The sequence below is a fragment of the Shewanella decolorationis genome, assembly GCF_004354305.1.
GTDB classification, from domain to species: Bacteria; Pseudomonadota; Gammaproteobacteria; order Enterobacterales; family Shewanellaceae; genus Shewanella; species Shewanella decolorationis.
Genome location: NZ_CP037898.1, coordinates 325838 through 341167, shown reverse-complemented (window position 1 = coordinate 341167; position 15330 = coordinate 325838). Strand labels below are relative to the sequence as shown.

Sequence of the window (15330 nt, the reverse complement as noted above, 5' to 3'; positions counted from 1 at the left end):
AAGACAGAAGACCAATTCCTACCCCACTCGCACAAACATCTGGTCTTCTGTCGGAGACTAGATCCCCATCTCGCTTAGCATGGCTTCTTCTGTTGTTGCGAGTTCTACGCGATCAATCTCGCTGTAGATTTGATTGATATGGTTGCCATAAGTGGAAATACCATTACCACCTTTTAACGTATGTATGCTGGCGAGTTTTTGAATGCCTAAGCGGATACTGTCAGGTAACTGCTCGGGAAAAGATGCGAGTACTTCGTCTCGCTTTAGATCCCACATTTGGTTTCGTGCTTCTCTAACCTTGCGCTCAAACTGGCCGCTTTCAACACTTCCCCAAAAGCTCAATTTAGCCTCACAGTTAGTGATTAACTGAGCACAGTCATTATAAGTTGCTTCAGCTTGAGCATACTGTTGCTTAGCCGCATTAAAATCTTCATCTGTTACGGCATTGCTCATTTGGCGTTGAGCTTGCTCCATACTGTATTTATTGGAGTTCAAGCGCTGGCGTAATTCCGGTAAACGAGTACTTCGCAACTCAACCATGAGTGCTGTTTTTTGTTCAAACTCGGCTTGGGCTTGTTTAAATGCGTTAATCGCTTCAATTAATGTCATAGCTACCTCGGTGTCATTGTTCAGGGTTTGAATTTGGTTTACATTGTGTTCAAGTGATTCAGGGGGAGACTCGGCTCAAAGCCCTGTAGTTGCTGTCAGCACAGCCGACGTCTGGGCTAGATCCCTTATTTCCCCTTGAGTTCTGCGGCCTTATTGCGCTGATGACGATAAAGCGCCGTAAACTCTTTTGTGATCTGTTCGATGCGTCGTTCCGTCATACTGTGTTTTTTTGCAAGCTCCGACTGGTTTCGCCCATTAAACTCTTGGTAGATGCGTAAGTTACGAAGAAACATCTCTAATGATTTACCATTGGGGAGGTAGAGATCTCGCCCTCCCAAATAAAATGCAATAGAGGCTATGATTTTCTCGGTCAGTTTGTTAGCAACGACTTTCTCTTCTGCTAAACAGGCATCAATAACATCACTCAGTGCCACTAAGTTTTTAGGCCATTTACCCTTAAAGATGTTCGACTGATCTGTAGTCATACTATCGAGTTGTTCGTTAATGCTGCTCATCATTTGCCCTGCCTTAGAGATAGTTAGCAACTAACAGCGTCAGTTGACCATGGAGGGTATTGCTATCACCGCCATTGAAGGTGGCTTTTAATGCTTCTAATCCGGCGCGTTCTTGGCTGCTACGAACGACTAATAACATTGGTTTAATCGCTAGCGGTCTGCCGCCATCGGCTTTAAAAGCTTTCATCACTTCTATTCCGGCCCATACATTCGCGGCAGTTAATTCCGCTTTAGAGCAATAAGCCATTTGCCAAAAACCGTAGCCTGCATTCGCTCGACAATCGACACCAAAACGAAACACCCTTGACCGAAAGACATGCTCATCATCAGGTTTAGTCATTGCGGTAAACTGCATCTCACTGCGAGTTTGATAAATAAAGGGTTTGAGGGCACGACTGGTATCGAGTAAATACCATGCAGGCCCAGCAGAAGCGCCGCCATCGTTGTAGTTACTGACAGCAACCGCCTCCCCAGTACCATCAGTATTGGGATATACAGGATGGTCAGTGGCAAAAAACGGTTTACCGTCATAGCAAAGGTTGGATGTGCCACTATCTAACAGGGGTAAGAGTAACTCATCAGGAAAGACCTCAGAGCTACGCCCCATCTCTTCAAACAGTGGCGAGTAGATCCCCGTGTCATCATCTTTGATATCGTCGCGATCAACACCAATCGTGGACTCAAATGGCTTATTGGTGATGCAGTAACCGTAGGCTTTTAAGTTTTGTATAACGCGCTCACCAATCCACTCACGGAATGTAGGCCACTGGCCTAACCAGCCGTAGGTGTTGGACTTAGAGGAGGAAGGGACTATGGTGGCAATTTGCTTATATTGGCTAGCCGCGAGTGATTTACCTTTTTCAAAGTCCTGGCTAAATGTCGTCTTTAACTTGTTTAGAATATCAGCAGAGATAATCATGGTGTTCCTTGAGTGAGTAACTTAGGAACCCATTACACCTTACCCCAAAACATTTCAGGGTAAGAAAGGTTTCGGGAAAGCAATTGCCTTTATGATGGCTGGAAAAACAGAATAACTAGGGGGATTAAGCTGATTTTTATCACTTTCCATGTAACCTTTAAAAGCGAAATGTCGAACACTACTGGTTAAACGGCCCACTCCTCATTGTAAGTATCATCAACCACCACAGATTTGCAGGTGTGACAGTGCCAAACACCCTTCTGATAGCCCTTATTAATACACCGAATGAGTTTATTACTGGCATCAAAACACTGTTGGCAAAAAGGCCCATCTCTTTGACCATCTGTAATCTTCCAATAAAATGGCTCTTCCCAGATAAGGTTATCTTTTAATTCGAGTTGCGCTTGAAGGCTTCTAATTTCAGCGTCTTTAGCGGCTAATAACTCGGTAATGTTGACGATTTCAATCTTTGCATCCGCTAAGTTACCAAGCAGATCGGCCAATTTAAGCCTAAACTCCGCTTGATCGAGTTGTTTCGCACCATCTTTGATGAGTTTCGCGACATCTGTTGCCGTTTTGATGCTGGTTAAAGCCGCACTTACCATTGCTATATCGACCATCGGAATTTATCCACCCTAGATTGAAGGTTTAAAAGATAACTGCCATCGTAGCAACAGTGGTGACAACATCAAGAGCAATAGCGTTTAAATCCCGTTTAAATCTTTCTTAAATCGTTTAACTAAAAAAAAGTGCGCCATGCTAAGCAGTCGAAGCTAACACTGCTTAAAATGGCGCTCAGGGCGTTTTTACTGTTGGGCGGTTTGGAGGGCGCGAACTTGGGTTAAACCAACGGATAATAACATCTGAATGCAGTTCAGTTGTCTGACGATGTGCTTAGGTGAGATAGCGTGTAAATCCTTGGCTTCATCAATAAGTGACGACAATAGCTCAAGCAGTTCAATGCCTGTTTCAATATCATCCGTACCGCCACAGCCCATGAAAAGTAGGTTTTGATGTTGGTTAATCGCCTCGAGTAACGGTTGATTCATCGGTTAGCACTCCTTAATCAATTCTGCTGTAACAACGGGTTCCCCTAGCTCTTGGGCTAAGTTCATGGCTCGGGACACGAGGTTATTAACGATCTGCGGGTACACCATACTAAAGCCTGTTTCTTTAGTGGTGAGTCGATTTTTAATTGCAGCAAAGCAATCTTCAGTCATGATCTTGCTTATTTGCCCGCCAGCCCGTTCAAACTTGTGAGTAATGTAGGCGCCAATTTCACCGTCTAAATTAGGCACATGCTCAACCATACAACGGCGTATGAACTCCCTTAGCTGATAGTTCTTGCGCTCGTTCAGCTTAATGGCGAGCTCAGTTTGACCAATCAGCACAATACCCAGCAGTTTGGAAAACCCATCTTCCAACTCCCAAAAGCGTTTCAAATACTTTAAAACAGGGATACTGAGATCATGGGCTTCTTCAATGATCAGCACATAACGCTGACCGCCTTTGGCACCAGCTCTAAGCAAACGTTCGACTTGGCGAGCCTTATCTTCTAATGAACGTTTAGGTTTTTCTTCACTGATATCGCCAATAATGGCATCACACAATCCAGCGGCGCTAACGGCTGTTTTATCAATGATTTTTGCTTGAATAATATCCACATCGCCATCATGTTGAAGATCCTGAAACAACTGCCTACGTAGCACGCTTTTACCCGCCCCTGATTCCCCGACTAAGGCTAAGATCCCTTGGTGCCTTGCAGCATCACGCATAGCTGCGAGAAGGTAGCGGCTATCTTCACTTAAAAACACATCCTTAGCTTCACGAATGTCATTGATGAATGGGTTTTTAAACAGTTTAAAGTGCTTTAAGCTGGCATGTGTTAGCATTACTGTCTCCAGATTGAACTCGTTTTCGTGTTGTTTTGTTTGGAGTATCGTCTGGTCAGGGTTGGCAGACTCTGACCAGACACCCTCTATTGCAATGTCTTTATGTTGTAAAAAGTGGTGAACCTCATCCATAAATTGTGCTTGTTTCCTTTGGGGCAATACGCCGTGCTGCAAGGCTTTATGCACTATGGGGTATTGAAATGACATCTTCACCGCAAGATCACTTATGGTATATCCCGCCTCATAAAGCCGCTGTTTGAGCACAAGCATCATCGCCTCCTAAGTTATTAATGAACTGCTCAACTTGCTTACGGGTAAAACCTGTAGGGTATGCTTGTTTGAGTGCCTCCTTATAAGGCTGTAACGCCGCGCCTTTTAGACCTAACGATTCCGCTAATAGCTTCCACGTTTTAATGTCAGACAATGGCGGTTCATTAATCGTTGGGATATCGACAAGCAAAGGCTGGCCTTTACGCTGCATAAAACTAGGTGGTGTTTGTTGCTTGATATCGGCCATGGCATCAATCGCACCATTAAAGGCCACCCGACGAACTCGACCTTTGCGGCTCTTTTTAATCTCAAGAGGATCACTCGTTCCCCAAGCAGTATTATCCATCTCTTTTTTGCGGCGTTGCGGTAGACTGTCACTAATAGCGCGGTAATTCTCCCCATAAATGGGCGCGTTGATATTAAAGCCCGCATCATCTTTTTCCATGGGTTCAACGATGTAGCTATGGACTTCACCATGCTCATCTACACGCTCAACATCAATTGCTGGGCAGCGATATAGATTCACACTCACATAGACTTTTTCACCAGCATAAACGCCTAAGTGTTCTAGGGAATAGGTCATTGAGTTATGCGCCTTGCTGGGGACAAAGGTGATGCTCAGATCATTAGCTTTAACAGTGCGCTCAACTCTATCTGTCTGCACAAAGCTACGCATAACCTCGGCATCGGGCGCTAGCCGTAATTGCTCAGGACGAATCGTCTGATACAGGCCATAGCGAGTTTGCCCATATCTGGTGTGCTTCGATTCACTTTGAAACCCAATAGACCAGAGCGTCGCCATCGCATTGAGTTCTTCAATACTATTAACAGCTTGGAAAGCTAGGCGTGCCTCAAATTTCTTTTCGATCACGTTATGCATACTCTCCACCTGACCTTTAGCCCAAGGTTTGCCTGGTGTATGTATGATGTGATTAACACTGAGCTTATCCAATAAGCGCCTTGTCATCGCGGCCATGTTGGCCGAGCCCGCATCCCAAATGAGGATAAAAGGTACTCCGTGCATGAGTTCACTACTTGAACGCTTGCTGAAAGCTTCAATTAAAAATTGAGTAATGGCTTCCACGCTTTCACCAGGCGACAAGATATAGCTTAAGTGAAATGCGCCGCTGTAATGATCGGTGACAAGGTAGCGCAGCACACGGTCATTCTTCACTCGCTCTAAGTTCGCGGGTTTGTTTTTATAGAATTCTGACTCTTCCATGACCTGTAAACCCTCTTGGTTTTTGAGGTAATACAGCACACAGATTGAGACGTCGAATTGCCATACATGATTAGGATGCAGGCTGCGCATACTGCGCGTAATAGGGTTAGCATTAAGCTGTTTGGGATGAACATTGAACTCGTCCATCTTCCTCAGCATTGTCGAGGCTGAACACTTATTGGCTAGGTGTCCATTGGCATAGGCGATATCAATCGCATCCTCAACCGACATCAGCGATTTACTGTTTTGGCGCTGAGATTGCCGGATTAAATTTGATACCCAAGTCGCTTCTTCCAAGGTCACCCGAGATTGGCCGCGATCTGAGCGTTTTTTACGAGCAGAAGACCAGCCGACTTGCGATAACTTTTCGTAAATAGAGCTGCGTGTTAACCCGAGGAAATTACATGCACGGTCAACAATTACGCCTTGTTGACCATGCCCAGCAGAAGCAAGCTCCTGGGCAATGCCGTCCAAGTATTTTATGTGCTCAATAGGCAGTGACGACATCATAATGCTGATCCTTGTTGATAGATCATCAGCTCGTTATTGAGGGCTGTGATAATAGTTTGATCAAGACCGACTCGAGCGCTGCCTTCCATCATCCGCGAGATAATGTCATGCATACTGCCTTGGTATTCATCATCAAGATCACATGGATGGTCAATGGCTTGAATTGCGGCAACCGCATCTTCAAAGGCGGCTAACCCTTTGAATATCTCGTATTTCGCGTTAATAATAGCTTGGCTTAATACTTTGTTGCGCTCGGCTTCCAATTGCTTAATTTGGGCAGGAGTTCCTTTGCCTTTAGCTATCTCTAAGGCTTTTTCAAGTTCATGGATTTGTTTGCCTTTCTTCTCTAAAAGCTGATCAGAAGCTTTAGCCGATAGTTCAAGGTGCTCAAGCTTTTCAGTGAGTTTGTTGGACTCGGCACGGTGTTTGGCGGCCATTTCTTCAATGATATCGAGCGCTTCCTCTTTACTACCGACTGTCAGTTGATCGCCGTCTACAATAGCTTTTAGCTCGTTATCAGGTAATTGACGCAAGCGGCGTAAGTCGCGAATCCCCATACCAGCGGCTTGCATTGCTTCAAGGGCTTCTTTACCGAACACCTCTAAGTTCTTCAAACGTTCGTCAACATTGGATTTCGACTCTCCAATCAGCTTGCAGAACTCTTCCCAAGTCCCTTGCAAAATTTCTCCTGTCGGCAATTTTAAACCTTTAAGATTTTTGTAATCCTTTGTTTCCTTTACATTTTTTAAAATTTGGAGACTGCCGACGCTGGCGAATTGCTTAACGGCGTTAGCCATTTGAATGCGACCAACGAGGATTGATGCGCTAGCTGCTCCAGCGAGTTTGTCCCCAGAAACTAGCCCTTCAATATTCGCTTCCATTTTCTGCGTGATTTCTGCTTGGGCTTCTCCAAGACGTTGCATTTCCAACCCATGCATAATTTCGGATGGGCTTGGGGGTGATGAGGGATTACTCATAGTTCTTCTCCTGCAACAGATTGATATTTTTCTTTGATTTGATGGATCATTTGTAGCCTTTGGTTTTGGTACTGATGCGCCAAGGCCAAGAGTTTTTCAGACATGCACCAGCGCTCACTTCGTCCATTAGCATCAACGGACTTTAACCAGCCCAAACGCTCCCAAGTGCATAGCAAGCGGTAAGTGGTTGTTCTGGCATAGCCGGATTGGTATTGCAGTTCATCAAGCGTTTTACCTTTAAGGGATGCGCTCGCGACAAGCTGAAACACCCTAACGGCTTTAATGGTGACATCCTTACTCTGTTTAATTTCAATCGCATTCATTGCCATGGCTCCATCAACGTCCATCAGATCATTCTGTTGTCCGCCGAGTGCTTTACGGCGGAAATTAAATGCCAGCCTTAATAATGTCGGTGAGACCCGCCAGCACACGGAGCGATCATCAAGCGCCACCTGTTCTAGCCAGTTCATCGTGGTAAAGCTCGCCAGTGCGCGATGTACCGTTGTTCGAGGTTGTCCAGACTGTTTTTGCAATTGCTTAAGTGTGCAGCCCTGGTCCCCTTGTTCAGCGACTAGCTGAAAAATGGCCTCAGCCTTGACTAACGTGTTGGTGTTTCTGACTTTAGGAGGTTGATAACTCATACAGCTTTCCTCTTCATCATCAAGTAGCGACTTAACCCTGATCGACTAGGAGTTCTATCAGCCCCAAACTTAGCCGCTACCTCAGCTAATATGTCTGTTTGCCTCATGTATGGCAGAGAAAGAATAAAGGCTTCAACTTCTGGATCTTGACTGATTTTTGTAGGCTGGCCTCTCCTATAGGTATTGGCGCACTGTTTCAGCTCTGGTAAGGGCGATTTATCAAAATTCAAAGATAGCTTAGCTTCAGTTAGCACTGTCATCGCTTCATGCTTTTCTAAGCCTTGCAGTAACTTAGCGATAGCCATAATCAGATATTCGTTATTCATCAAACCCTCCATCCAGCTCTAATTGGGGTTGGCTGTGTTGCTCCACGTTCTGGTGATGCCAAGCAACACCTTCTAACAACTGCGTGAGTGATGAAAGGGTTTCGGCTTGATTGGCGCAGCCTTCATAAAACGCGAGGATCAAGCTGACACTTTGCGTAAATGAGGCTTGCAATTGATTAATATCCACCGCCTTTACTTTGCGGCCAGTGGGGATATCTATCAGCAGCTTATGGGCTGAATGGCCTAAATAACGTGTAACAAAATCGGCACCACAGGTCTGTTCTAACGGACGGATCATTAACGCAGGTAGGCGGCCTGACTCCATCCATTTATAGATCACCCACTTATTCGCGAGTCCCATACCATCGGCCACACGATCAACACTAAAGTTATGCTTTTGTCTGGCGACTTCGAGACATAGCTCAATTGCGTGAGGGATAGAGACGGCATTACGTTTAAGCAAACTGGTTCTAGCCATTGGAATCTCCTTTAAACAGGCATTAAACAGCGTTTCCAAAAACATCTGAGGATTGCTCCTTTTCAGTATTGCTTGGGCTGTTATGCTCATATTCGACCTCATGCCACTTTGGAGATTGCAGCTATGCCGGATTCATTGATCAGTTCTGCACGTAGCGCTTGCCCCTTAGGGCCATCCCATGTGCCCATAAGGCAATGGATAGCATTTTGTGGCTTGATTCCGTTGTTACGGCACCATTTAGTTAAAGAAGAACCCTGGCCAATAAAGCCAGCTCTCACTTGGTTGTATAAGTCACGGCTAGGGATATGATTATTGACGTTCATAGTGAAACTCCTCAATATGTATATACAATTAACAAAAAGAATACTCATTACTCAAATGTAGTATTCATATGTAGTATCGGATTGTCAATATGAATATTGAATTAAAGCTTGTAGATGTTTTATCGAGAATTGCTAAACTAAGTGATGTTTACACGGACGCTGATGTCGCAGAAGTTCTTGGAGTTAGCCCCCAAACTTTGTCTACTTGGAAAAGAAGAGGGACAATCCCTTATGAAAGGATTTGTAGCTTTGCCACTGCAAAAGATGTTTCTTTAGATTATTTATTGCTTGGCGTGAGTGGTCGTAGTTATTTAGGTGGCCTCGACCCTATGTTGTTGGAAGGTATAGGAATGGAGTTTGAAAAAACTGCTCCTGAATTGTTAACTATCCATAACGTAGGATTGATATACAACAGAGTTATTAGGCTACTGGAGCCTAACGATAACTGGACAAGGGCTGTTAGAGAGGAAGTAGCTTACTTCGCTCAAATATCTCATGCACAATCAAGGGTAGAAATAGGCAAATTACCTCCTATTTATGAAGAAGAAAGCAGAGTATTTAAGAAGGTAGGTATCGATGCTAATGAAGTCTTTGGGGTATCAAAAAATGATGATACGACATCTGTCAAACAGCATGTTTCAGGAAACAAAAATGAGGTTGCTGGTCGCGATATAGTGAAAAAAGCGAAGTAATCTCATGGCAGATGATTATGGAGTTGGTTAATGAAACAGCAACCAAACTATCAGGTTACTCAACAGATTGAGGGGCACTATCACCAAATTGCTGGCCGTGACATAGTTAACCATTGGACTATCGAACCGAATCAACCAAAGCTGTTGTCCTTATGTACTATTGAAGAATTAAGAGCTCAAAGAGACTTCAGTAAAGAAATCATCAAGGATGCTGAAGCAAAGATTTGGGGAAGTCTGCCTTCCAAAATTCTGATGATTACCTTGCCCATGTTTTTTCTGTGTAGGTATCTAGGCAATGGGGGCCAATGGTTGTTTTTAGCCTTCATTCTTGGAGTTGTTTTCCCTGGTTTTGCTCAGCTAAAGCTCATTAATAGAGAGCGGCCAGTGATAGAGGTTGAAAGACAACGCTTGAATAACATTTACTACATCCTTCGCAGCTATAAAATTGACGAGAGATAGCCTTTTTTTTGGTTAAATCATCCCAAAACGAGCCAATTTAATTTTGGCCTTCTTTATCTAATCTCGGTATTTATCGTGAAATAGGCTCTGAATTATCGTGGGTTAGATCACTACCGTGCCTGGCGTGCCCACGGTATTAACCCCCATGGCCGCGGACTTGGCGAATGCGACAGGGTTTTCACTCCCCGCGGTACTGATGACGCAAGTGATCGGTTTTTCGACGGTAATATTTCCCTATCAGGTGGCACCACTGATTTTGGCGATGCAACTGTCTCAGGAACCCCTCACCCATCTGCTGAAAGTCACCTTACCCTTAGCGCTGATAACTTTATTGCTGCTGATGCCGTTGGACTACCTTTGGTGGCTCTTACTGGGATGGATAAGCTAAGTTTTACAGCACAGGGAGTAGCCCTAGATGATGTGGAACATCCCCTTTAGTTGCGGTGAAGAATTGCCGCAACCAAAAGCCAAGCAAAAACGAACACATGCATTAGATTGGCCGTTACCAAGGTAGTCTCAAGATTATTGCTACTGTGGCACTTTCAATGGTAGCAATATGTCTGCAACTTTTTATTTGCCGTCGAACTCAACACGCTTTCGACAAGTCATCAAAATACGCTATACTGTTTTTATATACAGCACTTAAATTTTATTGTTCTTCCTATGCGTATACAAACACAGTATCCACTTTTTAGCTCCTCCGTTGCGGCGGGATTTCCTTCTCCAGCCCACGATTATGTTGAGCAATCACTCGATCTCAATGAATTATGCATTAAACATCCCACTGCGACATTTTTTGTAAAAGTACAAGGGGATTCTATGGTGGATGCGGGCATTTCCAGCGGCGACATATTAGTGGTGGATAGGTCATTGCAAGCGGCACATGGCGATATTGTGGTCGCCGCGGTTGATGGTGAATTCACCGTTAAACAATTGCAATTACGTCCGGTTGTGCAATTAATACCCCGTAATCCGGCATTTAGAGCCATTACCATCCACCATGATTCCGAACTCAACCTATTTGGTGTGGTGACTTGTGTGGTGAAAAAACTCAAATGACTGCTTCACTATTTGCCCTTGTTGATTGTAATAACTTCTACGCTTCCTGCGAACGCTTATTTCGGCCCGATCTTCAAGGTAAACCGATTGTTGTGCTCTCCAATAATGATGGTTGTGTCGTTGCGCGCTCATTGGAGGCAAAGCAATTAGGCATAAAAATGGCCGTCCCCGTGTATCAGGTGATGGACCTGATCCGCTCCCATAACATAGCGGTATTTTCGTCCAACTATGCACTTTATGCCGATATTTCAAATCGAGTGATGAGCACTCTCGAACAAATGGTGCCAAGAGTAGAAGTCTACTCAATTGACGAGGCTTTTTTAGACCTCTCTCGACTCGATAAGTGTCAAGATATCGCGGAGTTGGCTACAGAGATCCGCCAACGGATCCAACAATGGATTGGGATCAGTGTCTGTGTCGGCATCGGCCCCAGTAAAACCTTAGCCAAGCTCGCCAATTATGCCGCTAAAAAATACCCAATGACTCAAGGCGTTGTCGATTTACGCACGACAGAACGTCAACGGCGTTTAATGGCCTTGACGCCAATTGATGAAGTGTGGGGAATTGGCCGTAAAATTGCTCAACGTTTAAAACTGATGGGGATACATACCTCCCTCCAGCTCGCCGATACTCCGCCTAAACTGATCCGAGACAGCTTTTCCGTAATAGTCGAGCGAACAGTACACGAGCTTAACGGTATTGCCTGTAATGATATTCAGCAGGTCGTCGCAACAAAACAGCAAATCGTGAGTTCGCGATCCTTTGGCGAACGCATTACCCAGTTCACCGCAATGCAACAGGCCATCAATGATTATACCTGTCGAGCCTGCGAAAAACTGCGTGCAGAGGGCCAACTTGCACGCACTCTATCCGTATTTATTCGCACCAGTTATTTCACTGAGCATCAGCCCAAATGCAGTCAGGTGCTTACGGGTAACTTAGCTTATCCCAGTGACGATACCCGCGATTTCATTGCATTAGCACAGCGGCTGTTATCTAGGCTTTGGCGTGATGGCTATGCCTATGCCAAGGCTGGTGTGATGCTGGGGGACTTTTATGCACCAGGTGTGTTTCAGCTAGGATTATTTGATGAAGTCAAACCACAACCTAAAAGTAAAGAATTGATGAAACTACTGGATAGCGTTAATCACAGCGGTAAAGCCAAGATCCAATTTGCAGGGCAAGGACTCAATGCCGATTGGTGCATGAAGCGTGGCCAACTCTCTCCTCGCTATACCACACAATGGACACACATCCCGACAGTAAAATAAGCCATAGTATGCAAACAAGCCATTTGCTTACCTGTTAAGATTTGTTAAATCTCTGAAGCCTCAACAATAATGCACTTATTTTCAACAGTTAATAAGATACTCCCAATTTACCGCTTTTATCCCAACTTGATGTAGCTCACAGAATCTAAAACTCAATCAAACTAAAGACCTAGTACAAAAATTGACATTGTAAAGATAATGTTTCGTTACATTAAGATACAACCACCCACAAAACGCACGCTATGCCGTCATTATTTATTTCTTATCTCACTTAATTAGTTCGCCAAAGATTACAAATACAACATTTACGCATCAACAACACAACAATTAAGCTATTGATATTAAAGTTGTTAATGATAATTTTTCGGCTATGGAGGGCAGTTGCAAATAAATATAAGCCTTGATGAAACCCTTCCTGATCGTCATGGCATTGTTAAGGGAATGAAAATATGACTACGCAAACAACCGTCGCTCGTGCGGTTCGTTTTAGTTTACTTGCTTTAGTCTCCGCCTCGGTGACACCGCAAGTATTTGCCGCCGATGAAGCGGCTGTGATCGATAATAAAGTTGAGCGTATCGAAGTAACAGGTTCACGCATTAAACGCACCGATCTTGAAAATGCCTCCCCAATCGTGGTGGTCAGCGCTGCCGACATCGAAAAAGGCGGCTTTAACTCAGTTCAAGACGTGTTAGGTAATCTGTCGCAAAACTCTGGTGGCTCAATGACCCAGCAGGAAGTCCACGGCTTTACCCCAGCGGCGTCTGCCGTCAACCTGCGTGGTGTGGGCGCTGGACGTGTGCTGACCCTGATCAACGGCAAGCGCGTGCCTAAATATCCTTTTGGTGCCGGTGGTACCGATAGCTTTGTCGATACGGCAAACATTCCGTTAGGCGCGATTGAACGTATTGAGATCTTAACCACAGGCGCTTCGGCTATTTACGGCTCAGATGCGATGGGCGGTGTTATTAACATCATTTTGAAGAAAGACGTTGAACAAAGTACCTTCAAATACCGTCGCTCTGACACCTTCGATGGTGGTCTGCAAAACAACCAATTCTCTTTTATGACTGGCGTGAGCAGTGATAAAGCGAACTTGACCTTCTTCGCTGAGTATGAAGACCGTCAAGCGTTAAAAGCCTCGGATCGCCCAGAATGGGGCACAGATATTATTCCTGGTAACTACTATGCTGGTTACAGTTCCTATGGCGCTAACCTAGTAGACAGCAATGGCAAATTACTAAAAACCTTAAGTGCTGCCGACTGTGAAGCACGAGGCTATGTGATGATGGCCAATGGAAAGTGTGGGTTCGATCGCTCAGCGCAGCGCGACTTTTCGCCTGAGCAAAAGCGCTACTCAACAATGATCAACCTCACCAAAGACTTAAACGATAATCATCAGCTGTATTCGCGCCTCGATTATACCCATGCATCCACCTACACTGAGATTGAATCGGCAACAGTTGGCGAAGATTTTATGTTCAACGTGTCGGGCAATAACGTCACTATCATTGATGAGCTCAATGGGTTATCCCAAGTCTTCGATAAAACTACCGCCTTCGGCGGAGATTTCGCCGGTGCTGCCGATGGAGACTATTACTACACTCGTCGTATGTCTGAGTTAGGTCCGCGCACCTCTGATTTTGAGACGAACAATTTCTCCTTCTTATTAGGCAGCAAAGGTTACCTCACAGATACTATCGAATACGACACCTCATGGTCGATTGCACGTCAAACGGTAGACTCTACCACCGCAGGTTCGCCAACCTACCAAAGTATGTGGAACTACCTCACCGCGGGTACTAACGGTAATTCCCTACTGGATGTGATCTCCGCAGACGATGCTGCACTGCTGGACTTCCAAGGCGGTAAAAAGGGGCAATCCACCCTATCGAGCTTCAACGCAGGGATCAGTGGCGATGCCTTTGAATTACCGGCAGGAACAGTAGCTTATGCCGTGGGCGTCGAATACGGTAAAGAATGGTTCTATGACAAATCCGATACATTTACCACTAACGGCGGTGTCATGGGTAAAGGTGGTAGCAGCGCCCAAGGTGAACGTGAGCAATATGCAGGTTATGCCGAGGTTGCTGTACCGGTAATCGAAAACCTCACCGTCACACTTGCAGGCCGTTACGACTACTACGACGATTTATCCGATGTGGGTGGCCAATTTAGCCCACAGGTCGCGGTAGAGTATCGCCCGATTGATAGTTTGTTATTACGCGGTCTGTATGCGGAAACCTTCCGTGCACCGGATATGCAGCGCTTATTTGGTGAGCCTACCGCGGCTTATAGTACAGTAATTGATACCCCGACCTGTGATGCCGCGGGTGGATCTGGCCCTGCCTGTGAGAAGATTGACTCACTGCCCATCACTATCGGCGCCAATCCTGATCTTGAGGCAGAAACAGGTAAAAACTATAACCTCGGCATGGTGTGGGATTACAACGATTTCAACCTCACCTTGGACTACTGGATTGTTGAAATCGACAATCTAGTTAATAGCCCAAGCGCCCAGTATATCTTGGATCACGCTGACGCCTTCGCCGATAAGATTTTCCGTGATGCCGACGGTAAATTAACCCAGGTTAATACCCAAGCGATTAACATGTCATCCCAAGAAACCTCGGGTATCGACTTCTCTATTGGTTATCGTTATGAGCTTGCAAATTACGGTGATTTAACTGCCCGTCTCGAAGGCACCTATTTGCTGAAGTGGGAAGAGCAATTAACCCCTGATTCTGAGCCATTAGATCTGATTGACGGTGACGGCTCGGCCCCCAAAATCCGTGGTAACTTAAATATCGGTTGGAACTATGATGACTTCGCCACCAACCTGCTGTTCAAGTACACTGATAGCATGAATGGCCAGCGTAAAGAGGCATTTATTAACAATGGGTTAGCGGACAAGTATGCCGTCACTATCGACAGTCATATCGAAGTGAACTGGGCCGCCAGCTATATGTTAACCGATGCGATTAAGTTATCCGGCGGTATAAATAATATCTTCGATGCGGGTCCAGAGATTGATGAAACCCAAAACTCTTGGCCGCATTATCCACGTTCTTACTACAACGTTGTAGGGCGTGAATATTATTTAGCGGTAGAGATGAACTTCTAATCAACCTCATGTTTTAATTAGTCTTGCTTCCTAAAACACAAAGCC

Annotated in this window: 17 protein-coding genes and 1 pseudogene; 6 read left to right on the top strand and 12 right to left on the bottom strand. The window is 45.1% G+C overall.

All coding sequences use genetic code 11. From position 1 onward, the window contains the following. Positions 1–57 precede the first annotated feature (57 nt). From EYR25_RS01530 to EYR25_RS01475, 12 genes are all read right to left on the bottom strand, one after another. On the bottom strand, positions 58–609 hold the full coding sequence (locus EYR25_RS01530) for an HlyD family secretion protein (protein WP_133178278.1): 552 nt from the start codon (positions 607–609) through the stop codon (positions 58–60). Positions 610–734: 125 nt separating this feature from the next. Continuing rightward, a complete protein-coding gene (locus EYR25_RS01525) occupies positions 735–1127 on the bottom strand; it encodes a Mor transcription activator family protein (RefSeq protein ID WP_133178277.1) in 393 nt (130 codons plus the stop codon). Positions 1128–1137: 10 nt separating this feature from the next. Beyond that, positions 1138–2043 (bottom strand): Mu-like prophage major head subunit gpT family protein, encoded by a 906-nt coding sequence (locus EYR25_RS01520; protein ID WP_133178276.1) that lies wholly within the window; start codon positions 2041–2043, stop codon positions 1138–1140. A gap of 185 nt (positions 2044–2228) precedes the next feature. Continuing rightward, positions 2229–2663 carry a hypothetical protein gene (locus EYR25_RS01515; protein WP_133178275.1) on the bottom strand — a complete coding sequence of 145 codons (435 nt, stop codon included), beginning with the start codon at positions 2661–2663 and terminating at the stop codon, positions 2229–2231. Between the two features lie 186 nt (positions 2664–2849). Continuing rightward, the gene (locus EYR25_RS01510; RefSeq protein WP_133178274.1) at positions 2850–3092 is read right to left on the bottom strand and encodes a hypothetical protein; all 243 of its coding nucleotides are present in this window, start codon (positions 3090–3092) and stop codon (positions 2850–2852) included. Between the two features lie 3 nt (positions 3093–3095). Next, complete coding sequence (locus tag EYR25_RS01505) at positions 3096–4205, bottom strand: ExeA family protein (protein WP_165953450.1); 1110 nt, start codon at positions 4203–4205, stop codon at positions 3096–3098. After that, entirely contained in the window at positions 4177–5937 is a 1761-nt protein-coding gene (locus EYR25_RS01500) for a DDE-type integrase/transposase/recombinase (RefSeq protein WP_207953671.1), read from the bottom strand. Before EYR25_RS01500 ends, EYR25_RS01505 begins: the two co-directional genes overlap by 29 nt. Next, entirely contained in the window at positions 5934–6914 is a 981-nt protein-coding gene (locus EYR25_RS01495) for a MarR family transcriptional regulator (RefSeq protein WP_133178273.1), read from the bottom strand. The genes EYR25_RS01500 and EYR25_RS01495 overlap by 4 nt, the downstream gene beginning before the upstream one ends. Further along, positions 6911–7555 carry a helix-turn-helix domain-containing protein gene (locus EYR25_RS01490; RefSeq protein ID WP_133178272.1) on the bottom strand — a complete coding sequence of 215 codons (645 nt, stop codon included), beginning with the start codon at positions 7553–7555 and terminating at the stop codon, positions 6911–6913. The genes EYR25_RS01495 and EYR25_RS01490 overlap by 4 nt, the downstream gene beginning before the upstream one ends. Further along, positions 7552–7881 carry a hypothetical protein gene (locus EYR25_RS01485; protein WP_133178271.1) on the bottom strand — a complete coding sequence of 110 codons (330 nt, stop codon included), beginning with the start codon at positions 7879–7881 and terminating at the stop codon, positions 7552–7554. Before EYR25_RS01485 ends, EYR25_RS01490 begins: the two co-directional genes overlap by 4 nt. Then, entirely contained in the window at positions 7874–8359 is a 486-nt protein-coding gene (locus EYR25_RS01480) for a hypothetical protein (protein ID WP_133178270.1), read from the bottom strand. Before EYR25_RS01480 ends, EYR25_RS01485 begins: the two co-directional genes overlap by 8 nt. Before the next feature lie 98 nt (positions 8360–8457). After that, the gene (locus EYR25_RS01475) at positions 8458–8682 is read right to left on the bottom strand and encodes a helix-turn-helix domain-containing protein (RefSeq protein WP_133178269.1); all 225 of its coding nucleotides are present in this window, start codon (positions 8680–8682) and stop codon (positions 8458–8460) included. A gap of 89 nt (positions 8683–8771) precedes the next feature. Here EYR25_RS01475 and EYR25_RS01470 point away from each other — a divergent pair, with 89 nt between their 5' ends. The 6 genes and pseudogenes from EYR25_RS01470 (at position 8772) to EYR25_RS01445 (ending at position 15285) form a co-directional block, all read left to right on the top strand. Then, a complete protein-coding gene (locus EYR25_RS01470; RefSeq protein WP_133178268.1) occupies positions 8772–9374 on the top strand; it encodes a helix-turn-helix domain-containing protein in 603 nt (200 codons plus the stop codon). A 30-nt stretch (positions 9375–9404) separates the two neighbouring features. Beyond that, positions 9405–9833, top strand: a complete 429-nt coding sequence (locus EYR25_RS01465; RefSeq protein ID WP_133178267.1) for a hypothetical protein — start codon at positions 9405–9407, stop codon at positions 9831–9833. 106 nt (positions 9834–9939) lie between these two features. Next, a pseudogene (locus EYR25_RS01460) lies at positions 9940–10221 on the top strand (SLC13 family permease); the annotation flags it as partial. A gap of 275 nt (positions 10222–10496) precedes the next feature. Next, the gene (gene umuD, locus EYR25_RS01455; RefSeq protein ID WP_023267018.1) at positions 10497–10892 is read left to right on the top strand and encodes a translesion error-prone DNA polymerase V autoproteolytic subunit; all 396 of its coding nucleotides are present in this window, start codon (positions 10497–10499) and stop codon (positions 10890–10892) included. After that, entirely contained in the window at positions 10889–12163 is a 1275-nt protein-coding gene (gene umuC / locus EYR25_RS01450; protein WP_133178266.1) for a translesion error-prone DNA polymerase V subunit UmuC, read from the top strand. Before umuD ends, umuC begins: the two co-directional genes overlap by 4 nt. 449 nt (positions 12164–12612) lie before the next feature. Beyond that, positions 12613–15285, top strand: coding sequence for a TonB-dependent receptor plug domain-containing protein (locus tag EYR25_RS01445; RefSeq protein ID WP_023267020.1), 2673 nt, complete (start codon positions 12613–12615; stop codon positions 15283–15285). Positions 15286–15330 lie beyond the last annotated feature (45 nt).

Bases quoted from the DNA above. Each gene is read 5' to 3' on its own strand.
- EYR25_RS01530 (WP_133178278.1), bottom strand. From the start codon at position 609: ATGACATTAATTGAAGCGATTAACGCATTTAAACAAGCCCAAGCCGAG.
- EYR25_RS01525 (WP_133178277.1), bottom strand. From the start codon at position 1,127: ATGATGAGCAGCATTAACGAACAACTCGATAGTATGACTACAGATCAG.
- EYR25_RS01520 (WP_133178276.1), bottom strand. From the start codon at position 2,043: ATGATTATCTCTGCTGATATTCTAAACAAGTTAAAGACGACATTTAGC.
- EYR25_RS01515 (WP_133178275.1), bottom strand. From the start codon at position 2,663: ATGGTCGATATAGCAATGGTAAGTGCGGCTTTAACCAGCATCAAAACG.
- EYR25_RS01510 (WP_133178274.1), bottom strand. From the start codon at position 3,092: ATGAATCAACCGTTACTCGAGGCGATTAACCAACATCAAAACCTACTT.
- EYR25_RS01505 (WP_165953450.1), bottom strand. From the start codon at position 4,205: ATGCTTGTGCTCAAACAGCGGCTTTATGAGGCGGGATATACCATAAGT.
- EYR25_RS01500 (WP_207953671.1), bottom strand. From the start codon at position 5,937: ATGATGTCGTCACTGCCTATTGAGCACATAAAATACTTGGACGGCATT.
- EYR25_RS01495 (WP_133178273.1), bottom strand. From the start codon at position 6,914: ATGAGTAATCCCTCATCACCCCCAAGCCCATCCGAAATTATGCATGGG.
- EYR25_RS01490 (WP_133178272.1), bottom strand. From the start codon at position 7,555: ATGAGTTATCAACCTCCTAAAGTCAGAAACACCAACACGTTAGTCAAG.
- EYR25_RS01485 (WP_133178271.1), bottom strand. From the start codon at position 7,881: ATGAATAACGAATATCTGATTATGGCTATCGCTAAGTTACTGCAAGGC.
- EYR25_RS01480 (WP_133178270.1), bottom strand. From the start codon at position 8,359: ATGGCTAGAACCAGTTTGCTTAAACGTAATGCCGTCTCTATCCCTCAC.
- EYR25_RS01475 (WP_133178269.1), bottom strand. From the start codon at position 8,682: ATGAACGTCAATAATCATATCCCTAGCCGTGACTTATACAACCAAGTG.
- EYR25_RS01470 (WP_133178268.1), top strand. From the start codon at position 8,772: ATGAATATTGAATTAAAGCTTGTAGATGTTTTATCGAGAATTGCTAAA.
- EYR25_RS01465 (WP_133178267.1), top strand. From the start codon at position 9,405: ATGAAACAGCAACCAAACTATCAGGTTACTCAACAGATTGAGGGGCAC.
- umuD (WP_023267018.1), top strand. From the start codon at position 10,497: ATGCGTATACAAACACAGTATCCACTTTTTAGCTCCTCCGTTGCGGCG.
- umuC (WP_133178266.1), top strand. From the start codon at position 10,889: ATGACTGCTTCACTATTTGCCCTTGTTGATTGTAATAACTTCTACGCT.
- EYR25_RS01445 (WP_023267020.1), top strand. From the start codon at position 12,613: ATGACTACGCAAACAACCGTCGCTCGTGCGGTTCGTTTTAGTTTACTT.